Source organism: Nocardioides sp. URHA0032, from assembly GCF_000620645.1.
Taxonomy (GTDB): domain Bacteria; phylum Actinomycetota; class Actinomycetes; order Propionibacteriales; family Nocardioidaceae; genus Nocardioides.
Genome location: NZ_KK211161.1, coordinates 163,483 through 186,338, shown reverse-complemented (window position 1 = coordinate 186,338; position 22,856 = coordinate 163,483). Strand labels below are relative to the sequence as shown.

General features: G+C 72.5%; 23 protein-coding genes. 12 read left to right on the top strand and 11 right to left on the bottom strand.

All coding sequences use genetic code 11. The annotated features are described in order from the left end of the window. Positions 1–19 precede the first annotated feature (19 nt). A complete protein-coding gene (locus N538_RS0122105; protein ID WP_028639096.1) occupies positions 20–1,666 on the top strand; it encodes an FAD-binding dehydrogenase in 1,647 nt (548 codons plus the stop codon). Positions 1,667–1,775: 109 nt separating this feature from the next. On the opposite strand, the gene N538_RS0122100 is transcribed toward N538_RS0122105, so the two are convergent. Together N538_RS0122100 and N538_RS0122095 are read right to left on the bottom strand one after the other, a co-directional pair. Continuing rightward, on the bottom strand, positions 1,776–2,648 hold the full coding sequence (locus N538_RS0122100) for a hypothetical protein (RefSeq protein ID WP_155992395.1): 873 nt from the start codon (positions 2,646–2,648) through the stop codon (positions 1,776–1,778). 279 nt (positions 2,649–2,927) lie between these two features. Then, positions 2,928–3,251: a DMT family transporter gene (locus tag N538_RS0122095; RefSeq protein ID WP_028639094.1), complete on the bottom strand. Its 324-nt coding sequence runs from the start codon at positions 3,249–3,251 to the stop codon at positions 2,928–2,930. 55 nt (positions 3,252–3,306) lie between these two features. Here N538_RS0122095 and N538_RS0122090 point away from each other — a divergent pair, with 55 nt between their 5' ends. Then, the gene (locus N538_RS0122090) at positions 3,307–3,852 is read left to right on the top strand and encodes a TetR family transcriptional regulator (RefSeq protein ID WP_028639093.1); all 546 of its coding nucleotides are present in this window, start codon (positions 3,307–3,309) and stop codon (positions 3,850–3,852) included. A gap of 20 nt (positions 3,853–3,872) precedes the next feature. On the opposite strand, the gene N538_RS0122085 is transcribed toward N538_RS0122090, so the two are convergent. Both N538_RS0122085 and N538_RS0122080 read right to left on the bottom strand, forming a co-directional pair. After that, positions 3,873–5,105: a metallophosphoesterase family protein gene (locus N538_RS0122085; RefSeq protein WP_028639092.1), complete on the bottom strand. Its 1,233-nt coding sequence runs from the start codon at positions 5,103–5,105 to the stop codon at positions 3,873–3,875. Between the two features lie 87 nt (positions 5,106–5,192). After that, positions 5,193–5,546: a YidH family protein gene (locus N538_RS0122080; RefSeq protein ID WP_028639091.1), complete on the bottom strand. Its 354-nt coding sequence runs from the start codon at positions 5,544–5,546 to the stop codon at positions 5,193–5,195. 23 nt (positions 5,547–5,569) lie between these two features. Here N538_RS0122080 and N538_RS0122075 point away from each other — a divergent pair, with 23 nt between their 5' ends. Next, the gene (locus tag N538_RS0122075) at positions 5,570–6,385 is read left to right on the top strand and encodes a thioesterase family protein (protein ID WP_028639090.1); all 816 of its coding nucleotides are present in this window, start codon (positions 5,570–5,572) and stop codon (positions 6,383–6,385) included. Here the strand turns inward: N538_RS0122075 and N538_RS0122070 are convergent. After that, the gene (locus N538_RS0122070; protein ID WP_155992393.1) at positions 6,382–7,986 is read right to left on the bottom strand and encodes a hypothetical protein; all 1,605 of its coding nucleotides are present in this window, start codon (positions 7,984–7,986) and stop codon (positions 6,382–6,384) included. The two genes, N538_RS0122075 and N538_RS0122070, sit on opposite strands and share 4 nt — an antisense overlap. A gap of 227 nt (positions 7,987–8,213) precedes the next feature. Between N538_RS0122070 and N538_RS0122065 the strand changes: the two genes are divergently transcribed. Then, entirely contained in the window at positions 8,214–10,721 is a 2,508-nt protein-coding gene (locus N538_RS0122065) for a beta strand repeat-containing protein (protein ID WP_028639088.1), read from the top strand. Between the two features lie 262 nt (positions 10,722–10,983). Here N538_RS0122065 and N538_RS0122060 read toward each other — a convergent pair whose 3' ends face one another. Further along, positions 10,984–11,850, bottom strand: coding sequence for a hypothetical protein (locus tag N538_RS0122060; protein ID WP_028639087.1), 867 nt, complete (start codon positions 11,848–11,850; stop codon positions 10,984–10,986). Between the two features lie 3 nt (positions 11,851–11,853). Here N538_RS0122060 and N538_RS0122055 point away from each other — a divergent pair, with 3 nt between their 5' ends. The 5 genes from N538_RS0122055 to N538_RS0122035 all read left to right on the top strand — a co-directional run bounded on the left by N538_RS0122055 (position 11,854) and on the right by N538_RS0122035 (position 14,712). Then, positions 11,854–12,249 (top strand): (deoxy)nucleoside triphosphate pyrophosphohydrolase, encoded by a 396-nt coding sequence (locus N538_RS0122055; protein ID WP_028639086.1) that lies wholly within the window; start codon positions 11,854–11,856, stop codon positions 12,247–12,249. Between the two features lie 8 nt (positions 12,250–12,257). Next, on the top strand, positions 12,258–12,530 hold the full coding sequence (locus tag N538_RS0122050) for a hypothetical protein (RefSeq protein WP_028639085.1): 273 nt from the start codon (positions 12,258–12,260) through the stop codon (positions 12,528–12,530). Positions 12,531–12,627: 97 nt separating this feature from the next. Then, entirely contained in the window at positions 12,628–13,536 is a 909-nt protein-coding gene (mshB, locus tag N538_RS0122045; RefSeq protein WP_028639084.1) for an N-acetyl-1-D-myo-inositol-2-amino-2-deoxy-alpha-D-glucopyranoside deacetylase, read from the top strand. Further along, positions 13,533–13,856 carry a hypothetical protein gene (locus N538_RS26810; protein WP_036571747.1) on the top strand — a complete coding sequence of 108 codons (324 nt, stop codon included), beginning with the start codon at positions 13,533–13,535 and terminating at the stop codon, positions 13,854–13,856. The genes mshB and N538_RS26810 overlap by 4 nt, the downstream gene beginning before the upstream one ends. 31 nt (positions 13,857–13,887) lie before the next feature. Continuing rightward, entirely contained in the window at positions 13,888–14,712 is an 825-nt protein-coding gene (locus tag N538_RS0122035; protein ID WP_028639083.1) for an esterase/lipase family protein, read from the top strand. Here N538_RS0122035 and N538_RS0122030 read toward each other — a convergent pair. Both N538_RS0122030 and aspS read right to left on the bottom strand, forming a co-directional pair. Beyond that, positions 14,690–15,862: an AGE family epimerase/isomerase gene (locus N538_RS0122030; protein WP_028639082.1), complete on the bottom strand. Its 1,173-nt coding sequence runs from the start codon at positions 15,860–15,862 to the stop codon at positions 14,690–14,692. The genes N538_RS0122035 and N538_RS0122030 overlap by 23 nt on opposite strands. Then, positions 15,859–17,130: an aspartate--tRNA(Asn) ligase gene (gene aspS / locus N538_RS0122025; protein WP_028639081.1), complete on the bottom strand. Its 1,272-nt coding sequence runs from the start codon at positions 17,128–17,130 to the stop codon at positions 15,859–15,861. Before aspS ends, N538_RS0122030 begins: the two co-directional genes overlap by 4 nt. 187 nt (positions 17,131–17,317) lie before the next feature. Between aspS and N538_RS0122020 the strand changes: the two genes are divergently transcribed. Beyond that, entirely contained in the window at positions 17,318–18,289 is a 972-nt protein-coding gene (locus N538_RS0122020) for a DUF389 domain-containing protein (RefSeq protein ID WP_036571745.1), read from the top strand. Here N538_RS0122020 and N538_RS0122015 read toward each other — a convergent pair. Continuing rightward, a complete protein-coding gene (locus N538_RS0122015; RefSeq protein WP_155992391.1) occupies positions 18,286–19,200 on the bottom strand; it encodes a GNAT family N-acetyltransferase in 915 nt (304 codons plus the stop codon). The two genes, N538_RS0122020 and N538_RS0122015, sit on opposite strands and share 4 nt — an antisense overlap. A gap of 56 nt (positions 19,201–19,256) precedes the next feature. Between N538_RS0122015 and fdxA the strand changes: the two genes are divergently transcribed. Together fdxA and dapC are read left to right on the top strand one after the other, a co-directional pair. After that, positions 19,257–19,583, top strand: a complete 327-nt coding sequence (gene fdxA, locus N538_RS0122010) for a ferredoxin (RefSeq protein WP_028639078.1) — start codon at positions 19,257–19,259, stop codon at positions 19,581–19,583. An 8-nt stretch (positions 19,584–19,591) separates the two neighbouring features. Then, positions 19,592–20,689 carry a succinyldiaminopimelate transaminase gene (gene dapC / locus N538_RS0122005; RefSeq protein WP_231496300.1) on the top strand — a complete coding sequence of 366 codons (1,098 nt, stop codon included), beginning with the start codon at positions 19,592–19,594 and terminating at the stop codon, positions 20,687–20,689. Positions 20,690–20,729: 40 nt separating this feature from the next. Here the strand turns inward: dapC and N538_RS0122000 are convergent, their stop codons facing one another. After that, positions 20,730–21,578, bottom strand: coding sequence for a hypothetical protein (locus N538_RS0122000; RefSeq protein WP_028639076.1), 849 nt, complete (start codon positions 21,576–21,578; stop codon positions 20,730–20,732). Between the two features lie 51 nt (positions 21,579–21,629). Continuing rightward, entirely contained in the window at positions 21,630–22,844 is a 1,215-nt protein-coding gene (locus tag N538_RS0121995) for a calcium-binding protein (RefSeq protein ID WP_155992389.1), read from the bottom strand. Positions 22,845–22,856 lie beyond the last annotated feature (12 nt).

Here is a 22,856-nt window from a genome sequence, read left to right as displayed (position 1 = left end):
CGTGCGAGGATGCGCGCTCGTGGACACCGATGTGATCGTCGTCGGAGCCGGGCTCGCCGGTCTCGCTGCCGCGGCCGAGGTCGCCGACGCCGGCAGGCGCGTCGTCGTGCTGGACCAGGAGCCCGAGCAGTCGCTGGGTGGCCAGGCCTTCTGGAGCCTCGGCGGCCTGTTCCTCGTGGACAGTCCCGAGCAGCGGCGGATGGGCATCAAGGACTCCCGAGAGCTGGCCATGCAGGACTGGCTGGGCAGTGCGCAGTTCGACCGCGACGAGGACCGGTGGCCGCGCCGCTGGGCCGAGGCGTACGTCAACTTCGCCGCCGGCGAGAAGCGCTCCTGGCTCCGCGGGATGGGCCACCGGGTGTTCCCCGTCGTCGGCTGGGCCGAGCGCGGCGACGGCCGTGCCGACGGCCACGGCAACTCGGTGCCGCGCTTCCACATCACCTGGGGCACGGGTCCGGGCGTCGTCGCGCCGTTCGAGCGCCGCTGTCGTGAGCACGCGGCCTCCGGCCGCCTCCGCTTCGCGTTCCGCCACCGCGTCGACGACCTGGTGCTCGAGGGCGGGACCGTGGTCGGCGTGCGCGGCAGGACCCTCGAGCCCAGCGGCGTCGAGCGGGGCAGGGCCAGCAGCCGGGTCGAGGTCGAGGACTTCGAGCTGCGGGCGCAGGCCGTGATCGTCACGAGCGGCGGCATCGGGGGCAACCACGACCTGGTCCGCAAGACCTGGCCGGCCCGGCTGGGGTCGCCGCCGCGGACGATGGTCGCCGGCGTACCGGCGCACGTCGACGGCCGGATGCTCGGCATCACCGAGGCCGCCGGCGCCCGGGTGATCAACCCGGACCGGATGTGGCACTACGTCGAGGGCCTGCGCAACTGGGACCCGATCTGGGAGAACCACGGCATCCGGATCCTCCCCGGACCGTCCTCCCTCTGGCTCGACGCGACCGGCAAGCGACTGCCCGCGCCGAACTTCCCGGGCTTCGACACCCTCGGCACGCTCACCCACCTGCGCGGGACCGGCTACGACTACTCGTGGTTCGTGCTGACCCAGAAGATCATCGAGAAGGAGTTCGCGCTCTCGGGCTCGGAGCAGAACCCGGACCTGACCGGCAAGGACATCAAGCTCCTGCTGTCCCGGGTGAAGGCGGGCGCGCCCGCGCCGATCGAGGCCTTCAAGCAGCACGGCGAGGACTTCGTCGTCGCCGGCACCCTCACCGAGCTGGTGCAGGGGATGAACCGGGTCGGCGACGAGCCGCTGATCGTCGAGGCCGAGCTGCGCGACCTGATCGAGCAGCGGGACCGCGAGATCGACAACGAGTTCAGCAAGGACGCGCAGATCACCGCGATCCGGGGCGCCCGGAAGTACCGCGGCGACAAGCTGATCCGCGTCGCGACGCCGCACAAGCTGCTGGACCCGAAGGCGGGCCCGCTCATCGCCGTACGCCTCAACGTGCTGACCCGCAAGACGCTCGGCGGACTGGAGACCGACCTCGACGGCCGCTGCCTGACCGCGACCGGCGACCCGCTGCCCGGTCTCTACGCCGCGGGCGAGGTCAACGGCTTCGGAGGCGGCGGGATGATGGGCTACAACGCCCTCGAGGGCACCTTCCTCGGCGGCTGCCTGTTCTCGGGTCGTACTGCCGGTCGGGCGGCGGCCGGCGCGGTGTGACGCGGCCCGGTGGATGGATCCCCGGTGAGCCGGGGATCCCGGCGCTTATCGGGCGTTGCAACGGCCCATAAGCGACAGGAGTGCCCGGGAAGGTCCTGGTCGGCCGGCCTCAGCTGACCCTTGCGGAGTTGGCCAGCATCCGACGGATGCGCGCGGCGAGGAGCTCGGGCTGCGCTAGGTCGGCCCACGTGATCCGGATGCAGCGCCAGCCCGTGAGCTCACTGACACGGTCCTGTCTCCTCTTCTCCCGAAGGACGAACTCCGCCACCGACTCTCCGGGCCGCCGGAAGTCGGTGTACTTGATGTTCCCGTCGAACTCGGCCCAGATGCCGTAGTCCGGCCAGGCGAAGTCCAGTCGGGCGACGACGCGACCGTTGTCGTGGATCTCGAGCTGCAGCTCGGGCGCCGGAAGGCTCTGCTGGAAGCAGAAGTAGAGGCCACGTGCCTCGAGCACCGACTCGACGCGCGCGTCGGCAAGGCGTAGGACCAGGTCCGTCGACAAGGAGTACGGCCAGTTCGCCATCCCCGCCCCGCCACCGTCCGCGCGGTAACGCTCACCGAGGAGCTCCTTGGTCGTCAATCCGTGGTGGAGGAAGTAGCACACGGCCGCGAGCGCGGACTCGGTCGGAGCGACCGTCGTGACGTCCAGTGCAGTCCTGGTCGGACTCGTCACCAGGATGCCGTTGCGCACGAGGTAGTCGCCGGGAAGCAGTGCTCCGCTGTGCTGGTTGACGCCCGCCTCCTTGCGCCCGGACTTGCCATCGGTCCTCGTGAGGTGCGCCAGGGTCAGGTCGAAGCCCCAGGTCGGCGCGTTCCATTCCGGGAGCGCCGAGCCGTGTGACGCGACGACCTGAGTTCTCGCCTGCTTGATCGCAGCACGGACGAGCAGGCCATGGCGACCGACGGAGTCGAGGGTCGCCCACGCGTCATGAGCGGCGAAGGCGCCGCGACGGACTCGTGCGATCTCCTTGCGTCGGAGCATGCGACTGATCGCCCGGTCGTTGAGACCCTGCGCCAGGAGCTCCCTCCGGAGGTGGATGGGCGTCCGGCGGGGATCGTCAGGATCCAGTTCTTTCATGACGGTTCGATGCCCGGGTCCGGGCGTCGGCACGCTGCCCGCTTCCCGCCCTGTGGACAACCGACCCGGACTCGGAGGCAGGATGTCCGCTTGGCGGTCATTGCCCTCGCTTATCGGTCATTGCAACGGCCGAAAAGTGCCGGGATCCCCGGCGAGCCGGGGATCCCGACGGTCGCGCGCCCCTCAGCGCGCGCCGGCCAGGTTCAGCCCGATGACGCCCAGCACGATCATCGCGAGCGAGAGCACCTTCAACCAGCCGAGCTGCTCGCCGAGGAAGGCGTACCCGACCACGGCGACGATGGCGGTGCCGACCCCGGACCAGATCGCGTAGGCGACCGACACCGGCATCGTCCGCACCACGATGGTCAGCAGCCAGATCGAGACGCCGTACCCGACGAGCACGAAGGCGCTCCAGAGCGGGTTCGTGAACCCGTCCGCCTTCGGCAGCAGCGCGGTCGACACGACCTCGACGCCGATCGCGACCATGAGCAGTACGCCGGCCAGCACGTCGTCCTCCTCGTGTAGCAGTCGCTACGACTGTAGCACTCGCTACGCTGTCGGCATGGGCCGTCGTGAGGAGCTGCTGGACCAGGTCACCGACCACGTCCTCGCGCAGGGGCTGATCGGCCTCACGCTCCGCCCGCTCGCAGCCGCGATCGGCACCAGCGACCGGATGCTGATCTACCACTTCGGCAGCCGGGACGCGCTCGTCTCCGCCGTCGTCGCCCGGGCCAGCGACCGCGCGACGGGGTGCGTCCGGGCGCTGCCCGCGGCGCCCTCGGTGCGGTCGGCGGTCAACCGTCTCTGGGTGGCGTACGGCGAGGAGCCGCTCGACAGCTGCCTCGACGTGTACGTCCAGGCGGCTGCCACCGGTCTGTTCGGCAGCGAGCCGTACCTCAGCGAGGCCCGGGCCAGCAACGAGCGCTGGGCGGAGACGCTGCGGGAGTACTTCGTCCGCAGCGGCGCCACGCCCCGCCGGGTCGCCCGGCTCGTCACCCTCGTCGACTCCGCCCTCTACGGCTTCCACCTCGACCTGGCGACCGATCGTCCCGACGAGCTGGCCCGGGGTGTGGACGACCTCGCCCGGGCGGCCCAGGCGCTGGCCTGACGTCGCCCGCGTGACACCAGTCAGCCGGCGTACGGCGCCAGCTTGCCGGTCGGCGCGACCGCCTGCCCGGCGGCGGTCAGCGTCATCGTTGCGACCACGCTGCTGGCGCTCGGGTAGGAGAGGTCGCCCTGCGTCTTGAGGTTGCTGCCCTGCCAGATCGGGTGCGCGGACGTCAGTACGCCCGCGAACTCGTGGACGGTGAGGTCCATCCGGTCGGCGTACACGTCGGCGGTCAGGTAGCTGGCCCGTCGCAGGTAGATCGGTGTCCCGGTCGCGATCTGGGTGACCCCGCCCGCCTGCCGCATCGAGGTGTCGTGCACCTCGCCGCACAGGTAGAGGTCGACGCCGTACCGCGACAGCGTGCGCCAGAGCGGCGAGTCCTCGCCGCCGAGGAGCGACAGCCCGGAGCTGTTGCGGACCCGCACCGGCTCCAGCACGGGCACGTGGCCCTGCACGACCACCCACGGGACGCCGCGATCGCGGGCGTCGGCGAGGACGCCCTCCAGCCACGCCAGCTGCCCACCGACGACCTCGTTGCGTACGCCGCTCCCGGTCACGTGGAAGACGTCCAGGGTGACCAGGAGGATGTCCGGGCTGAGCTGGGTGGCGTACGCCGTGTCCTGCCACTGGGTCCCGAACGGGCGGTTCGCGAACCGGGCGGTGTCGTAGGCCTGCGCGAACACCGAGCGGAACAGGCCGGCGTGGTGGCGCTTGAACCGCAGCCGCGCCGACGTGCCGTCCCACGGGTTGTCGCCGAGGTCGTGGTCGCCGACCGCGGGGTACAGGTCGAGGCCGTGCGCGGCGAACCTCTGCGCGTTCTGGCCGTGGTAGAACTCGCCGGCGCGGCGCAGGCTGGCGGCCCGCTCGGCGACGGTGCCGGTCGGCCCGAAGATGCCCGTCCCCATGTCGTCGCGGCCCCAGTGGCCCTCGACCAGGTCGCCCGCGACCAGCAGCGACCGCGGGTGCTGCCCGGCGATCTCGTCGAGGACCGTGTCGACGGCGGTGCCGAGCTGCGGGGTCCACGAGTTCGGGTCGCCGGGCTGCCAGCCGGCCTGCCCGCGCACGTCCCCGATGTCCTGGTTGAAGATGTCCGGCGCGGCCACGAAGCGGTACGCCGTCGTCGCCGACGCCTGCCGGATGCCGGCGGTCCCGTCGCCCGACGCCGTGGCGAGCGGTGCAAGGCCGGCGCCGAGCCCGGCGAGGAGCACGCCGAGCGCCGTGGCGATGGTCGTCCGGGTCGGTCGGCGGCGCATGTGGGGCAACTCTTTCGAGACGACTGGGATCGAGGCGGAGCGCTCGACCCTAGTGCTCGGACGCGGCGAACCCGAATCCGGTTGCCGTCACAGGAAGGCGAGTGCGAGCACGACGGCGCCGACGACGACCGCAGCGGTCATCAGGTAGCCGAGGCTGAACGCCGGCAGCGGCTGCTGGGACCGCATCGCGCGCTCGACCCGCGCCCAGCGGACCATGGCCAGCAGCGTCACCGCGCCGCCGAGCGCGACGAGCAGCACCGCGAGCAGCCCGCGCACCCAGTCGGTGTCCGGCAGGCCGAGCGCGTGCAGCGCGACGCCGCCGGCCATCATCGCGAGCGCCGTGCGCACCCACGCGAGGAAGGTCCGCTCGTTGGCGAGGCTGTAGCGAGGGTCGGGCTCCCTGCCCGCCTCGTACACCCACCGGGGCCGTCGGTCCGTCATGGCGGTCACTCTAGAGTCGCCGCGTGAAGCACGAGTTCGACGAGCACGTCGCGATCAGCCGCCGTGACGACGCCACCTGGGACGCCGACCTCGCCGAGGGCTGGGTGGTCGGCGGCGGCGTCAACGGCGGCTACCTGCTGGCCGTCGCCGGCAACGCGCTCCGGCACACGTTCCCGGGCAAGCCGGACCCGCTCGCGGTCTCGGCGTACTACCTGTCCGCGGCGGCCCCGGGCAAGGCCACCGTGCACGTGGACGTGCGCCGCGAGGGCGGCAGCGTCGCGACCGCGGCGGTCGACCTGCGCCAGGGCGACGACACCCGCATCACCGCGCTCGCGACGTACGGCGACCTCGACCGGCTGGGCGACGACGTGCGGACGACGGCCGAGGAGCCAGCGATGCCGCCGCCGGACCAGTGCGTGCCGAACACGATGGCGCCGCCGGAGGTGCGCGCGATCGCGCCGCTCATGGACCGCTTCGACATGCGCTTCCACCCCGACCACATCGGCTGGGCGGTCGGCCAGCCGAGCGGCACCGGCGTGCTGAGCGCGTGGTTCCGGCTGGTCGACGGCCGCGAGCCCGACCCGATCTCGCTGCTGATGGTGGTCGACGCGCTGCCGCCGGTCACCTTCGACCTCGGGATGATGGGGTGGGCGCCGACCCTGGAGCTCACGGCGCACGTCCGCGCGAAGCCCGCCCCCGGGTGGCTCAAGGTCCGGCACGCCACCCGCAACATGGCGGGCGGCATGTTCGAGGAGGACTGCGAGGTCTGGGACTCCGCCGGCCGTCTGGTCGCGCAGAGCCGGCAGCTGGCCCGGCAGCCGCGCTCGTCGGAGCGTTAGTTCAGGTCGGCGTCGTGGATGGCCGGTCCCTGGCCGAGCCACCACGCGGCGCCGCGCGCGGTGTCCGCGTCCTCCGACTTCGCGAGCTCGACCAGCTGCGGAGCGCCGGCCATGCCGAGCGCGAACAGCGTCGCGTGCCGCTCGAGCGAGCGTGACTCGGCGTACCGGTCCGCGAGGGCGGTGCACTGCTCGCCGGAGAGCCCGCCGTCCAGGCCGACGTTCACCAGCGCGCGGGATCGGACCGTGGGGCGTTCGTCCGCCAGTGCGCGCTGCATGACCTGGTCGCGCAGGTCGTGGTTGCCCACGCGCATCAGGACCGTCCAGGCGCGGGCGGCGAGCAGCTCGTTGGGGTCGGCCGCGAGCTCGAGCAGGTGCCGCGCGGCGGAGGGGGCGTACGGCGTCGCCGCGATCAGCAGCGCCGCGTGATGCCGTCGCGGCTTGTGGGAGTGGAACAGTGCCTCGCGCAGCAGCCGCCGCAGCATCAGGTCGGGCTCCTGCGCCTGGTGCCGGGGCGTGTCGGCCTGCACCGCGGGTGCGAGGTCCGCGACCACGGATGCGGCCCGGGCCGCCGGGATCATCTCGTCGCCCGACCGGGCCTGGGCGACCAGGGCGAGTGCGCGCCGGGTGCGCAGGCCGCCGGTGACCCGCTCCCACGACGCGTCGGGGAGTCGCACGGCCAGGTCGAAGGAGTCCAGCCGGCCGTCCAGCGACTCGCCGCGGCGCAGCGCGCCGAGCACGTGCGACTCGAGCCGGGGGAGGGCGGACTCGTCGAAGTGCCCGCGGGCCAGCTTGGTCGCGGCGACGGAGGACGCGGCCCGGCGGAGGTACTTGTTCTCGCTGTCCGCCGACAGCATCCGCAGCGTCAGGGCAGCAGCGGCCGGGTCCGGCACCTCGCTGAGCAGGTTCAGCACCGGTGACACGACCTGGGTGTCCGGGTCGGTCACGAACTGCCCGACGGCCATGATCAGGTGGCGGCGCGCGTTCGGGTGCCGGATGAACGCTGCGGCGGCCTCGTAGCGGCGTACGTAGCTGGTGCCGACGGCCGACCCGAGCTCGGTCACGAGCCGCCGGCACAGCGCGGTCCAGTCGGCCTCGCGCAGGAAGACCCGGTCGAACCGGCTGAAGTGGTCGGCCAGCTGCAGCCACTGCGCGCCGTTCCCGGCGCCGGACTCGTTGATGTCGATCAGCCGGTTCAGCTCGCTGTCGGACATCTCGGTCTCCCGGACGACGTTCTCCCGCTGGGTCGGCCCGCTCCCGAACGACCGCCGCAGCCCGGAGGCCACCGCGACGAGCGACCCCTCGGTGAGCCCGAGGACCTCCTCGTACGTCGCCGCGACCCGGCTCGGCAGCGGCTGCAGCCCGGACTCCCACCGGCTGACCCGCGAGGCGTCCACGGGGATGCCGTGCTCCTTGAGCGCGGCGATGAAGCCGTCACGACGGGCCAGGTCGGGGTCGGGACCCAGGACGCGGGCGACGGTCAGGAGCCACGCCACGCGCTGGTCGCAGCCCACGATCCCGCTGGACAGCGGGTGCGGATCCTCCGGGAGGCGTTGCGGGCGCCCGCGCCGCCGTGACGGCGGCGAGGTGGTCTCCACTGACATGATCCCCCGATCCGACGGCGCCCCTCCCAACCACGGATGTGGCACCGGTGTCCATTTATTGCAGGTTTCGGTGCGGGCTGCAACAACCACTCCGTGACGCGGGCAACACCCTAGGTTTCTCTTCGGCAGCCGGGATCCGTACGGGTGCCGAACACACGAGGCTCGGGCCTCATGTACAGGGGCTGGGGGATTTTCCCCGCTCACTCACTCCGGAAGGAAATTTCAGCATGAACAGCAGCGGCATCAAGCGGGGACTGGCCGGTTCGGCCGTCGCCGCTCTGGCGGTAACGGGCCTTCCGTTCTTCGCCTCTTCGGCCAACGCGGCTACCGGCGACGTGCTCCAGGTCCAGTCGGCCAGCACGACCCGCAACGGCGGCAGCGAAGGCGCCACGATCGTCCTCAACACCAAGAACGTGGACCAGACCAAGCTTCAGCTCGCGGGCACCGACCTGGTCGTCGGCCACGAGGACAACAGCACCCAGACCGTCGACATCTTCGGCACGACGACCATCGTCACGTCCGGTGCTACGGGCGACAGCACGCCGAACGACGGCCTCGACCAGATCACCCTCCACGTCAAGGTGACGACGCCTCCGGGTGGCGACAACACCGCCGACTTCGTCATCTTCGAGGACGAGGCCAACCTGGGCACCGTCGACGCGACCGAGGCTCGCACGCAGACCTCGGTCAAGACGACCGGCGAGGTCGCCTCCATCGACGTGGCTCCCGCGTCTCAGTCCGCGGCCTCCGGCCAGTCGACCGGCGACTACACCGTCACCATCAAGGACGCCAACGGCGACCTCACCCAGCTCACTGACGCCGAGACGCTCACTATCGCGAGCAACGGCGACGCCACCTTCGGCAAGGACGGCGACGGCAACGCGATCGACGCCTCCGAGATCTCGGACGGCACCGCTGTGTTCACGGCGACCGGCACCGCGACGGGTTCGCAGACCATCACCGTCTCCGGCAACGGCAAGTCCGACACCGCGGTCCTGAACGTGACGGCCGCGGCCGGCATCACGGCGGACGAGGTCGACATCGTCACGGCCGCCGACAGCTGGAACGGCTTCGGCAACCCGGACGACACCGACGGCAACGCCAATGTCACCCTGGTGCGCGTCGACCAGTCGAGCGTCCGCATCGACTTCAAGTCGGACGACACCTCCGACCGGAACGCGACCGTCACGCTCAACGTCCACGGCAACGGCGTGACCTTCGGCGGCGAGGCGGACACCACCGTCACCACCGTGCTCGACAGCAACGGTGCCGGCTCGGTCACCATCACCCCGGACGCGCTCTCGGTCCAGGACGGCGATTCGATCAACATCGGTGGCTCGTTCAGCCAGACGCTCGACTTCGTGCGTGCCGAGGCGACCTTCATCGACGCCGCGCAGGACCCGTACTTCGGCAAGCTCAAGGGCTCGGTCGACGTCAAGGTCACTGTCACCGACCAGTTCAACAACCCCGTCACGTCGGGCTTCATCGGCGCCCAGCGCGTCGCGGGCCCGAACCATGTCGGTGACCCTCAGCAGGCGAAGCCGGTCGACAGCACCGGCTCGGCGACCTTCACGTTCACTGACGCGAAGGCGACCAACGGCGAGGAGGACACGGTCGGCTTCGGCTACGTGCCGGACCAGTTCACCCTTCCGGCTGACGCCGACCCGACGGGCTCCACGCAGATCAAGTGGACGACCGACGGCATGGGTGCGAACTTCACCACCAACATCGACGGCACCAGCACGGAGTCGCCGACCTACGACCCCTCGGAGCACTCGGTCGTTCCGCTGGCGGACGCCAAGGTCAACGGCTCGAGCGACTCGATCCCGCTCACGGTGACCGGTGCCGAGGACGGCTCGACCGTCACCATCTCGGTCGACAACGGCGCGCTCATCCTGCCGTCGGGTTCGAACGACCTGTCTGACGGCAAGTCGTCGATCACCGTCAACCTCGCTTCCGGCGACACGGACGTGACCGGTTACAAGCTGGTGGGCACCAAGTCCGGTCTGACCACGGTGACCACGACCGCGGCCGGCCGCACCGAGACGGCGCAGTTCACCGTCGCGGCCGAGACCGACTCGAACACGGCGCGCAACGTCACCGTCAGCGGCCCGGCTTCGGTCGACCACGGCACCACGCAGATCCCGTTCACCGCGGTTGTCACCGACGCGTTCGGCAACCCCGTTGCCGGCGTCTCGGTCTATGACCTGAACATCCAGGTGACGGGCCCGGCGCAGTTCCAGGACAGCGACGCGATGACCGACGCCAACGGTCAGCTCCACCTCAACGTCCGCGTCGACGCGGGCGCCGAGGGCGACGTGACGATCAAGGTCCAGGGCCTGAACGACCAGTTCGGTGCTGCTGCCGACCAGCTCTACTCCTGGTCCCCGGCGAACAGCGCCAAGGGCCTGCCGGCCTCGTCGAACGTGTCCTCTGCGACCACCACGGTCGAGGGTGCGGTCGTCGTCAAGGAGGACGCCGGTCTCAAGGTGATCGCCTCGTCGAAGGGCCAGAAGGACAAGGTCACGGCGAACGCGATCAGCGACGCGGCCGGCGCCACCGCCACCCTCTGGGTGGGCGGCAAGAAGGTTGCCACCAAGACCCTGGGCAGCAGCGGCAACGCCAAGTTCTCGGTCAAGGACAAGAACGGCAACAAGAAGTCGACCAAGTACACGGTCAAGATCACCGGCACGAGCCTGACCAAGAAGGACAAGGCGTCCGACTCGGTCAAGTGACGACCTGATCGTCAACGGGCGGGCTCCGGGACAGATGAGTGACTGTCCCGGAGCCAGCTCTCCCGGGGGCGCTGCTCCCGCACCCCCCGAGCACAACTGAAGCAACAAGTCGGGACACACAGACGCGGTCCGGGCCATTCTCTGTTTGCCGCTGCGCGAGAATGGTCCGGACCGCCTGTCTCACCCTAGGGCATCCGATCCGCAACCCCGGGTAAGCAAGCGCCACCTCACGGTGGCGCTTTTTTGCCTGTCCGGACCGCTTTCAGCCGACCCGGCGGCGCCGTACGGCGACGATCCAGCGCCGGTGCGGGTGCTCCGTGACCGTCCACAGCAGGTCGGTCTGCGGGTCGTGGGCCAGGTCCTCGCAGCCCATCGGGACCGCCCAGCGGTGCTCGCGGAGCGCTCCCGGACGGCCGCTCCAGATCGAGCCGGGTCGTCGCTTGCCGTGGGAGGCAGTGACGTACCAGTCCAAGCCGACGCGGACCGCGCCCTGGGCGCGCTGGACGCCGCCCACCACCATCTCCACCTCGCCGCCGTCGAGGCCGACCCGCGCGAGGCGCCGCTGGTCCCCGGCGCTGTCGTACTCCCCGAGGACGAGCCCCTCACCGTCGTGTCCCACGAAGGAGAAGCGGAACGGCTCGGAGGGCCTGAGGCGCGACCGCACGGGGAGCAGGTAGCCGTCGGGGCCCCGGACGACGTCGGCGGTGTCGCAGACCCACAGTCCCGACTTCGTGGCGGCGACGTACAGCCGGGTGCCGTGCCACGCGATCCCGCCGGCGTGCACGCGCAGCGGCGTCCATCCGTCAGCGGTCGGGAGGACCAGCTGGACGTGCCGGTAGCGCAGCGCCCCGACGTCGAGGAACGACACGCGCGCGCCGCCGGCCTTGGCGTACCACGACACCGCGACCTGCCGACCGGTCACCGAGATGCCCTGCGGCCACCACTCGGGGTCGTCGCGGTCGGCGCGGTCCCACGTCCACGCGCGGTGGACGGCCAGGCCCGGCGCGAGGGTACGCCGGAGCCGCCGGTCCAGGTCGCCGAGCACGGCCTCGAGGCCGACCCGCCCGCCGTACCGCGCCGCGAGCGCGTCGACCTCGGCGTCCAGCTCGTCGGTGCGGGTCAGGTGCACCCCGTGAACGGTAGCGTCCGGCAGGTGGTCGTCGTCGTGGGAGCAGCGATCGTCCGCGACGGGCGGGTGCTCGCCGCGCGGCGCAGCGCGCCTCCGGCGCTGGCCGGCCGGTGGGAGCTGCCGGGCGGCAAGGTCGAGGCCGGTGAGACGCCCGAGGCGGCCTTGGTGCGCGAGATCGCCGAGGAGCTCGGTTGCACGATCGCGGTGCGCGCGTGGCTGCCGGGCGCGGTCGCGATCGGCGAGCGGCACGTGCTGAGGGTGGCGGTCGCAGACCTGGTCGCGGGGGAGCCGCACCCCCACGAGCACGACGAGGTGCGGTGGCTGGCCGCCGGCCAGCTCGACGACGTGGACTGGTTGGAGCCCGACCGTCCGTTCCTCGCGCACCTGCCGCTGGGATGATGGACCCCGTGCGCGGCATCTTCTTCGGCGAGGACGACGCCCGGGCGGTGGTCGCCCGGCTGGTCGCCGACGGCTACGACGCACGCCTGCAGCGCGAGCGGCTGGCCGGCGAGGACGACGACGAGGACCACCCCTGGGCGGTGCTGACCGACGCCCCGGAGCTCGTCCTGGAGCTGCTCGTCGACGAGCACGACGGCTGGCTGGATGTCGACGACGAGGAGGAGCCGGCCCCGGCCCCGCTCGAGCTCCCGACGCAGCCGCGCAGGATCAAGCGCTCGTAGACGGGTCCGCGCACCCGGCCGTCCACAGGAAGAACTCGGCCGCTCCGGGCGTTTCCCGCTTCGACCGGATCTCTCAGCTCTCCCTAGGATCGAGACCATGACCGCTGACCAGCGACTCCTGCTCGTGCACGCCCATCCCGACGACGAGTCGATCGGCCAGGGCGCGACGATGGCGAAGTACGCCGCGGAGGGACGCGGCGTCACGCTCGTCACCTGCACGGGCGGGGAGATGGGCGAGATCCTGGTGCCCGAGCTCGCGAACCTCGCCGCCGACCAGGACGACCGCCTCGGTGAGCACCGTCGCGGCGAGCTGGCCGACGCCATGAAGGAGCTGGGCGTCACCGACCACCGCTACCTCGGCGGCTTCGGCACCTACCGCGACTCCGGGATGAAGTGGCACGAGGACGGGCACGCCGTCCCTGCCGACGACATCCACGAGAACGCCTTCTGGAACGCCGACCTGACCGAGGCCGCCAACCACCTGGTCGCCGTCATCCGCGAGGTGCGCCCGCAGGTGCTGGTCACCTACGACCAGTTCGGCGGCTACGGTCACCCGGACCACATCCAGGCGCACCGGGTCGCGACGTACGCCGCGGCGCTGGCCGCGGTCCCGTCGTACCGCAAGGACCTGGGGGAGCCCTGGGACATCGCGAAGATCTACTGGGGCGCCATGTCGGAGAGCCGGATGCGGGCCGGCCTGCGGGCGCTCCGCGACGCCGGTGACACCACGTCGTTCGAGGGCATGGACCCCGACGGCCCGCTGCCGCACTTCGTCACCCCCGACCAGGACCTCGCCGCGGTCGTCGACGCCACCGACCACGTGGAGCAGAAGCTCGCGGCGATGCGCGCCCACGCGACCCAGATCGCCATGGACGGGCCGTTCTTCGCGCTGTCCAACAACCTCGGCAGCGTGGCGTGGGGCCTGGAGTTCTTCCGGATCGCCAAGGGGCAGCAGGGCGAGCTGAACGAGGACGGTCTCGAGACCGATCTCTTCGCCGGCCTGTGAGAGCCCTCGCGGCGGTCGGCCTGCTCCTGGCCGGCGCCGCCACCGGCGTCGCGACGGTCGCGCTGCACGAGCTCTCGTGGGGCCTGGTCCTCGCCGCGGTGGCGACGCTCGCCGCCGTGGTCGCGCTGCCGCCGGGCTGGTGGTCACGGCTGGCGTTCGTGGCCGGGTGGGACCTGATGGTGGGCTGGCTGGCCTTTCCCCGGCCCGAGGGCGACTACCTGCTCAGCCAGGACGTCCAGGGGTACGCCGTGCTCGGGCTCGGCCTGGTGCTGATCGTCCTCGCGATCGGCACGCTGCCCCGTCCGCGCGCGCTCGCGTGACCGACCGCACCTCCGGCTCGTTGGGCGGGTCATGCGACGCCTGCTGCCCGCCCTGCTCGTCTCGCTGCTCGCCGTCGTCGGCCTGAGCGCATCCGCTCGCGCGGCCGTCGTACCGCTGCCGACGAACCCGTTCGGCAACCCGACCGGCGCCAACGACTGGTCCTGCAGGCCGACCGCCGAGCGACCCGAGCCGGTCGTCATCGTGCACGGCACCTTCGGGGACAAGAAGAGCCTGCTCGACGACCTGTCCTCGGCCATGGTCGCCGAGGGCTTCTGCGTGTACTCCCTCGACTACGGCAACCGCGGCACCGGCGAGATCGCCGCGTCGGCCCAGCAGCTGAAGGACTTCGTCACCAAGGTCCTCGACGCGACCGGCGCCGCGAAGGTGTCGATGGTGGGCCACTCGCAGGGCGGGATGATGCCGCGCTACTACATCAAGTTCCTCGGCGGGCGGCAGCACGTCGACGACCTCGTCGGCCTGTCGCCGTCCAACCACGGCACGTCGATCGTCGGCGGCCCGAACGACCCGTGGGCGGGCGCGACCTGCCCGGCCTGCACCGAGCAGGCGGCCGGCTCGCCGTTCCTGACGAAGCTGAACGCCGGCGACGAGACTCCCGGCGACGTCAGCTACACCCAGATCTCGACCAAGTACGACGAGGTCGTGGTGCCCTACACCTCGGCGTTCCTCGCCGCGGGGCCGCGCACCACCAATGTCACGATCCAGGACTCCTGCCCCGACGACTCCGCCGAGCACGTGTTCATCCCGATGAGCCGCACCGCGATCCAGTGGGTGCTGAACGCGCTCGAGCGACCCGGACCGGCCGACCCGGCGTTCACCCCCGCTTGCGCGTACTGAGCGCTCGGGCGAACGCCGGCCAGACCGGCAGCGAGGGCACCAGTGTCGCCTGGAACGCGTGGTACACGTCCGGCTTGCCGGCCCAGGTGCCCGCGGCCGGCCTGTTGTCCGGCGCCAGCTCGTGGTACCAGGAGCCGCCCGCCCGGTCGACGAGGTAGCGGTCGGCGTACGCCCACCACTGCCGCTCGCAGATGGCGTACATCTCGTCGCCGGTGACTGCCCGCAGGGTCGCGGCCGCGGCCAGCGCCTCGGTCACGACCCAGTGCATCCGCTGGCGGACGACGGGTGCGCCGTCCCAGTCGACCGTGTAGACGAAGCCCTCGGCGCCGTCGACCGCCCAGCCCTCACGCACGCCCGCGTCGAACAGTGCGACCGCGTCCTCGAGCATCCACTCCGGGGCCGGGTCGCCGAGCGCGGCGCGCAGCACGAGGGTCAGCCGGCTCCACTCGAACCAGTGGCCGATCGTCGCGCCGTACGGTCGGAACGGGTGCGCCGGCTGGTCCCGGTGGTAGCCCGGGACCGGCCGCCAGGCGCTGTCGAAGTGCTCGGGGATCCGCCAGCCGTTGCCCCGCGCGAAGCCGTGCACCACCCGGGTCACGATCCGCTCGGCGCGGGCCACGTCGCCGACGGCGAGGAGGGCCTCGACCGTGTGCATGTTGGCGTTCACGCCGCGGTAGTCGTCGAGCTCCGACCAGGACTCGTCCCACTCCTCGACGACCATCCCGGCCTCGTCGTCCCAGAAGTGCCGGTCCAGCACGTCCAGCGCGTCCGCCAGCAGCGCGTCCGCGCCCGGCCGGCCCGCCACCGAGGCCGACGACGCGGCCAGCACGACGAACGCGTGCTCGTAGGCCGTCTTGCCCCGCGTCACCGGACCGGACGAGTCGACGGCGGCGTACCACCCACCGTTGACCGGGTCGCGGAACCGTCCGGCCAGCGCGGTCACGCCGTGGTCGACGAGCTCGCCCGCCCAGGGATGACCCTGGAGGTGGGCGAGCGCGAAGACGTGCGTCATCCGGCAGGTGATCCACAGCTCCACCGGCCGCTCCGGCTCCAGGTGGCCGTCGTCCGACAGCCACCCGAAGCCGCCGTCCGGGTGCGCCGACGCCCGGGCGAACGACAACAGCCGTTCGCCCTCCTCCGCGAGGTTCACGGCGTCAGCCTATGGAGGTCGCGCGGGAAGAGGGTCACCTCCCGGATGTTCGCGACGCCGGTCAGCCGCGCGGTCCAGCGCTCCAGCCCGATCGCGAAGCCGCCGTGCGGTGGCATGCCGTGCTCGAACGCCGACAGGTACGGCGCGTACGCCGCCGGGTCCTCGCCGCGGGCCCGGATCGCCGCGTGGTAGTCGGAGGGCCGGTGCAGGCGCTGGCCGCCCGTCACCAGCTCGAGCCCGCGGAACAGCAGGTCGAAGCTGTTGGACCAGCGGGGGTCGTCCGGCTGCGCGTGCGTGTAGAAGGGCCGCTTCACCATCGGGTAGCCCTCGATCGCGACGAAGTCGCTGCCGTGCGTCTCCAGCGCCCAGGCGCCGAGCGCGCGCTCGTGCTCCGGCGCCAGGTCGGGCTCGTCCTCCGGCGCGCCGACCATCCTCAACGCGTCGCGGAAGTGCAGCACCGGGATCTCCTCGGGCACGACCGGCACCTGCGCGCCGGACCGCTCGACCGCGGGCCCGGCCAGCTCGTGCACGGCGTCGACCATGCCGGCGACGACGTCGCGCAGCACCCGCAGCACGTCGCGGTGGTCCTCGATGAAGCCGAGCTCGGCGTCGAGCGAGACGTACTCCGCGAGGTGCCGGACGGTGTCGTGCGGTTCGGCCCGGAACACCGGCCCCACCTCGTAGACCCGCTCGAACACCCCGACCAGCTGCTGCTTGTAGAACTGCGGGCTCTGGGCGAGGTACGCCGGTCGTCCGAAGTAGTCGACCTCGAAGACGTTGGCACCCGACTCCGTCGCGGACGCCACGAACTTCGGCGTCTGGATCTCGGTGAAGCCGGCCGCGTCCAGCGTGGCCCGGAAGCCGCGCACCGACGCCGCGGCGAGCTCCCAACGGGCCCGTTGCACGGGGTGCCGCCAGGTCACCGGCGCGTGGTCGAGCATCGTCGGCAGGCCGGCCGCGACCGTCGGCCGCCACAGCTCGATCGGGGGCGTGGCGGCGGGCTCGGTCAGCGGCACGATCACCGGGTCGGTGACCTCGATGCCGCCGGGTGCCTGGGCGTTCGCGGTCGCCGTGCCGACCACCTCGACGGTCGTCTCCTCCGGCGGCACCTCCCCGCCGCGGACGACGACCTGGGCCAGGCCGCTGCGGTCGCGGACGACCAGGAACGTCAGCGCGGCGAGCTCGCGGCGCCGGTGGACCCAGCCCTGCAGCCGCACGGGCTCCCCGGGTGTGGCGGCGGGCAGGTCTGAACAGAGTGTGCGTTGCACGAGTACCTCCAGTAGGCGAAAGCCCTGGAGGTGTGGGCGGGGGCTAGATCGCGGTGCCACCACACCTTCGCCGACCGACCGTCGGCCTCTCGTCGGTACGCCGTACGCGCGGGTGTCCGTCGCTCCGCTGGATCGCGGGAGGGTTGTCAGGCCTCTCGGGCGCCGCGGCCAGCGTACGCTGCGGGCCGTGGTGGTGCACTTCCGACTGACCTCGCCGCCGAGGCTCACCGCTCCGGTCGTGCAGCTGCTCCGCGACCGGGCGTGGATCACGAACCTGACCCTCCAAGAGGGCGTGGTGCTCGAGCCGCCCGGCGACCTGGTCGAGTGCGACGTCGCCCGCGAGAAGGCCGGTGACCTGCTCCGCGACCTCGACCGGATCGGCCTGTGCGCGGAGGGCGGCGTCGTCGTCACCACGCCGACCGGCACGCCGTTCGAGCGGGCGAGGCGCCTGGAGGCCGCCGCGCCGGGGCACCCCGACGACGCGGTGATCTGGGAGGCGGTGGAGGCGCAGGCCGAGGCCGGCGCGGTGCCGACCGTGTCGTACCACCTGTTCCTGGTCCTTGCCGTCGCCCTCGCCTCGATCGCGGTGATCACCGACTCGGCGGTGCTGGTCGTCGGCGCGATGGTCGTCGGTCCGGAGTACAGCGCGGTCGCGGCCGCGAGCGCCGGCATCGCACTGCGCCGTCCCGGGATGATCGGGCGCGGCCTGCGACTCCTGCTGTTCTCGTTCGCCTTCGCGATCGCGGTGATCGCGCTGCTGGCGCTGTTCGCCCGCTGGGCGGGCCTGGTGACCGTCGACGACGTCACCCGGGCGCGCCCCAACACCGGCTTCATCTGGCACCCCGACCAGTGGTCCTTCGTGGTCGCGCTGCTCGCCGGCGCGGCCGGTGCCCTCGCCCTCGCCGTCTCCCGCTCGGCGACCATGGTCGGCGTCTTCATCAGCGTCACGACCGTCCCGGCCGCCGGCAACCTGGCCCTCGGGCTGGCGTTCTGGGAGCGCCACGAGATCGACGGGTCGGCCGCGCAGCTCGCGCTCAACATCACCGGCATGGTGATCGCGGGCGCCGCCGTGCTCCTGCTGATGCGCTGGCGGTGGACGTGGGTGACGACCTGGTCGGAGCGGGTCTTCGGCCGCCAGTCCGACCTCGCCGAGGACTAGCCCGGCGCGAGGTACCGGTACGCGTGGTGGGTGGTGAAGCCGAGGCCCTCGTACAGCGCGACCGCGGGCGTGTTGTCCCCCAGCACCTGCAGGTACGCCGTGGTGGCGCCGCGCTCGGCGCCCCACTCGAGCAGCACGTCCATCACCGCGAGCGCGAGCCCCTGCCGGCGCTGATCGGGCGACACCTCGATGCTGCGGAACCCCACCCAGTCGTCGGCGTACGCCGCCACGCCGCTCGCCCGGTCGCCGATCCGGACCGTGACCACGTCTCCGCGCTCGTCGCGTTCAGCCGGCGGGTGAGGCGCGAGCCGGGGGACCAGCGACCTCCGCGCGCGTGCGACCCCCGCGATCTGGAACAGCGTGTCCGCGTCGCCGCTCTCCGCGACCCAGCCGTGCCGGCGGAAGAGCGCGTCCTCCTCGGAGTCCGGCAGGACCGCCGCGATCGGCCGGCCGGTGCGCCCGGCGTAGAACGCGACCACCTGCTCGTAGTCGTCGGGGACGCCGGACGGCGCCATCGCGAGCACGGAGTTCGCGCGGCGCGCGGTCGAGGTGGGGGAGTGCCGCAGCAGCCAGCTCCCGAGCGGCTCGGCGACCAGGTCCGGCCAGAGTGCGAGCGCCCGCCGCTGGGCCTCGGCTGGGGCGACCCGGTGCCGGGTCGACGGGCGCGGCGGCACCGGCTTGCCGGACACGATGTCGGCGATCGCGATGACGACGGGCGCCCCCGACTCGGGCTGCACGACGCAGGTGCCGCCCGACCACGCCGTACACACGCCGAGGACGTCGGTGAGGGCGGGGCCGCCGCTCGGCCCGGTCTCGCCGCGGAGGATCCGCCGGACCACGACGCGCTGCCCGACGACGTGCGGACCGAGACCGTGCTGGTTCACATACTGGGGGTCTGCCGACTCGGACACCCCGGGATACTAGGCTGTAGGTGAGCAGCTGCTCTCGCGAGTCTCAGGAGGAACCGGTGACCTACGTCATCTCCCAGCCGTGCGTCGACCTCAAGGATCGGGCCTGCGTGGACGAGTGCCCCGTCGACTGCATCTACGAGGGCAAGCGGATGCTCTACATCCACCCCGACGAGTGCGTGGACTGCGGAGCCTGCGAGCCGGTCTGCCCGGTGGAGGCGATCTTCTACGAGGACGACACCCCGGAGCAGTGGAAGGGCTACTACGACGCCAACGTCCACTTCTTCGACGACCTCGGCTCGCCCGGTGGCGCCGCGAAGATGGGCGAGATCGACCACGACCACCCGATGATCGCCGCGCTGCCGCCGCAGAACCAGGACCACTGAGCAGCTCGTTGGACGGACGCGTCTCGGGCCGGCTCCCCGACTTCCCGTGGGACCACCTGCTCGAGCACGGTGAGCGGGCGCGGTCGCACCCCGACGGGATCGTCGACCTCTCCATCGGCACGCCGGTCGACCCGACGCCGGACGTCGTGCAGGAGGCGCTGCGCGGCGCCTCCGACTCGCCCGGCTACCCCCTGACGATCGGTCGCGCCGAGACCCGCCAGGCCTGCATCGACTGGCTCTCCCGCCGGCACGGCGTGACCGGGCTGTCGCTGGGCGCGGTGCTGCCGGTGATCGGCTCGAAGGAGCTGATCGCCTCGATGCCGGGCCATCTCGGCCTCGGCCCGGGCGACCTGGTCGCGTATCCCGAGCTGGCCTACCCGACGTACGAGGTCGGGGCGGTGCTCGCCGGTGCGACCCCGGTCGCGCGCGACTCGCTCACGTCGTTCGGCCCCGAGGTCCCGGCCCTGCTCTGGCTGAACTCGCCGTCGAACCCCACCGGCCGGGTGCTCCCCGTCGAGCACCTGCGCAAGGTCGTCGACTGGTGCCGCGAGCGCGGCACGATCCTGGTCTCCGACGAGTGCTACCTCGAGTGTGCGTGGGACGCGACCCCGATCTCGGTGCTGCACCCGTCGGTCTGCGGCGGCTCGCACGAGGGCATCCTCGCCGTCCACTCCCTCTCGAAGCGCTCGAACCTGGCGGGCTACCGCTGCGCGTTCGTGGCCGGCGACCCGGCCCTGGTCGGCGAGCTGCTGGCCGTCCGCAAGAACCTCGGCCTGCAGATGCCCGGTCCCCAGCAGGTCGCCATGCAGGCGGCGCTGGAGGACGACGCGCACGTCGTCGAGCAGCACGCCCGGTACGCCGCCCGCCGCGCCAAGCTGCGCGAGGCCCTGCAGGCCGCCGGCTTCCGCATCGACCACTCCGAGGCGTCGCTGTACCTGTGGGCGACCCGCGACGAGGACTGCTGGGACACCGTCTCCTGGCTCGCCGAGCGCGGCATCCTGGTCGCCCCGGGAGCCTTCTACGGCTCGGCGGGCACCCGGCACGTGCGGGTGGCGTTCACTGCGACCGACGAGCGGGTCGACGCGGCGGTCGCCCGGCTCGCGTAGTCGGGCGGGCGTAACCCGCCTCTCAGGCCGGTCGGCGAGGTCATGGGCGGCGTTGCGCCCGTTCGGCTACGGCCGCACGCAGCACGGACCCGACGTAGCACGGGTCGAGCATGACGTCCTCCCAGGCGAACCGCAGCACGAGCCAGCCGTCGACGACCAGCAGGTTGTACCGGCGGGCGTCGCGAGCGAGGGCGGCCCGGCCACCGTGCCACTCGAACGAGTCCGCCTCGAGCACGATGCGCAGCTCCCGGTCCACGAGGTCCGGGCGACACCACGGCTCGACCGACGTGATCAGCACCTGCGGCTCGACGCGGAGGCCGCTGACGCCCAGCGCGATGGCACGCAGCACGGACTCGAACGGGTTGGCCGCTTCGGCGCGGGCGAGGCCCGCGACCCGGCGGACCTGTTTGCTCCCCGGCCCGCGGGCGAGCGCGGCCGCCTGCCGCAGCGCCGTATCCTCGCCGGCGCGGAGGGCGGGGTCGGCGACAGCGAGCGCCTCGTCGAAGGGCAGTCGTCGCAGGCAGTGCGCGAGCGTTGCCACCTCGTCCAGGACGATCGACCCGGGCGGCACGTCGAGGTAGTGGACGTGCGCGCGTGCGTGTGCTGGCGCCCTGCGGTTGCGTGGTACGGCGACGTGCGGCCGATCCGGCACGGTCTTGACCGCCCATCCGTGGTGGAGGGCGGCACTGGTCAGGCAGAGGGCGCCGGCCAGCCGGTGCGCCGCGGCGACCGCACCCTCGACCTCGGGAAGGGCATACCGGCCGCGGGCGAGGACCTCGATCGAGCCGCCGGCGAGGGCGCGGTCGACCGTGCCCCTGTCGGTGGCCGCGACCAGGGCCGCTCGGGTCGCGACCCCGCCCAGCTCGCGCAGCACCTCGGCCACCTCCATGGGGGAAGCGTTCCCCGGTCGCCGGGCGTGGACGGCGTCGTCCACAGGTGGTCAGCGCTGGATCCGCTCCACCGAGACGTAGCGGTCGTGGCCGGCCCAGCCGGTCCCGCGGTCGTGGCCCGGACCGCCGTTCAGGAGGTCGTCCCGGTCGGAGCCGTGGAGCTCGTCGTTGCCGCCGCGGGCGTAGATGCGCACGCCCTGGTCGAGGAAGCCGGCCCACAGGGAGTCCGGCCCGTCGGTACCGAAGACGGTCCAGGTGCCCCGGGGGGCGGAGACGTCCTCGAAGCGGGTCAGCGCGACGTCCCAATAGAGACCGCGCACGTGGGCGCGCAGCGTGCCCGCGGCCATGTCGATGGTGCCCGTGACCTGGCCGCGGAACGTGCCGCTCCGGTCCAGCAGGCCGACGCCGCCGGTCCTGTCGTGGCCCGGCCCCCCGTCGAGGACCTGGCCCGCCTCCGGGACGGCCTCGTCGTTGACCGTGTCGTCGCCGCGGCCGCCGTACGACCGGTCCACGCCCTGGCCGGCCTGGAGCAGGTCGCCACCCGGGCCGCCGCGGAGCAGGTCGTCACCAGCGCCGCCGTCCACGATGTCGTGGCCGGGACCGCCGAGCACGGTGTTCGGCGAGGTGTCGGCGACGCCGTCCGCCCAGCCGCCGCCGTCGACCCAGTCGTCGCCGCCGCGACCGTCGATGTGGTCGCGGCCGGCGCCGCCGAGCAGGACGTCGTCGGCGTCGGACCCGAGGAGCACGTCGTCGTGGTCGGTGCCGGTGACGCGGTCGACCGGGCCGATCACCGTGTCGGTGTCGGCGCCGGAGACCGCGGTGGCCTCCGCCAGGTCGACCGTCACGGGAGCACTCAGCCCGGCGAACGTGAGGCTGTCCACGGAGCCGTCGTGCCTGCCGTCCAGCCCACCGTCGAGGGTGTCGCTGCCGGGGCCGCCGTCGAGCGTGTCGCCGTCGTAGACGTAGTAGTCGGTGTCCTCGGCGACCTTCGCGTCGGTCCCACCGTGCAGCTGGTCGTCGCCGGGCCCGCCGACGAGCCGGTCCTGGCCGGCTCCGCCGCAGAGCACGTCGTCGCCGCCGCGACCCAGGAGGGTGTCGTCGCCGCCGAGGCCCGCGATCACGTCGGGGCCGCTGGTGCCGCTGAGCCGGTCGTCGTCGGCGGTCCCGCGGACCGTGGGGTGGTCACACGGTCCGGCGGCGGGCGCCGGGGCGGCCACCACGAGCGTCGCACCGATCAACGCGAGGACCAGGACCCGAGATCTCATCCGCCCAGCCTA

Bases quoted from the DNA above. Each gene is read 5' to 3' on its own strand.
- N538_RS0122100 (WP_155992395.1), bottom strand. From the start codon at position 2,648: ATGCTCCGACGCAAGGAGATCGCACGAGTCCGTCGCGGCGCCTTCGCC.
- N538_RS0122090 (WP_028639093.1), top strand. From the start codon at position 3,307: ATGGGCCGTCGTGAGGAGCTGCTGGACCAGGTCACCGACCACGTCCTC.
- N538_RS0122085 (WP_028639092.1), bottom strand. From the start codon at position 5,105: ATGCGCCGCCGACCGACCCGGACGACCATCGCCACGGCGCTCGGCGTG.
- N538_RS0122080 (WP_028639091.1), bottom strand. From the start codon at position 5,546: ATGACGGACCGACGGCCCCGGTGGGTGTACGAGGCGGGCAGGGAGCCC.
- N538_RS0122070 (WP_155992393.1), bottom strand. From the start codon at position 7,986: ATGTCAGTGGAGACCACCTCGCCGCCGTCACGGCGGCGCGGGCGCCCG.
- N538_RS0122065 (WP_028639088.1), top strand. From the start codon at position 8,214: ATGAACAGCAGCGGCATCAAGCGGGGACTGGCCGGTTCGGCCGTCGCC.
- mshB (WP_028639084.1), top strand. From the start codon at position 12,628: ATGACCGCTGACCAGCGACTCCTGCTCGTGCACGCCCATCCCGACGAC.
- N538_RS0122035 (WP_028639083.1), top strand. From the start codon at position 13,888: ATGCGACGCCTGCTGCCCGCCCTGCTCGTCTCGCTGCTCGCCGTCGTC.
- N538_RS0122000 (WP_028639076.1), bottom strand. From the start codon at position 21,578: ATGGAGGTGGCCGAGGTGCTGCGCGAGCTGGGCGGGGTCGCGACCCGA.
- N538_RS0121995 (WP_155992389.1), bottom strand. From the start codon at position 22,844: ATGAGATCTCGGGTCCTGGTCCTCGCGTTGATCGGTGCGACGCTCGTG.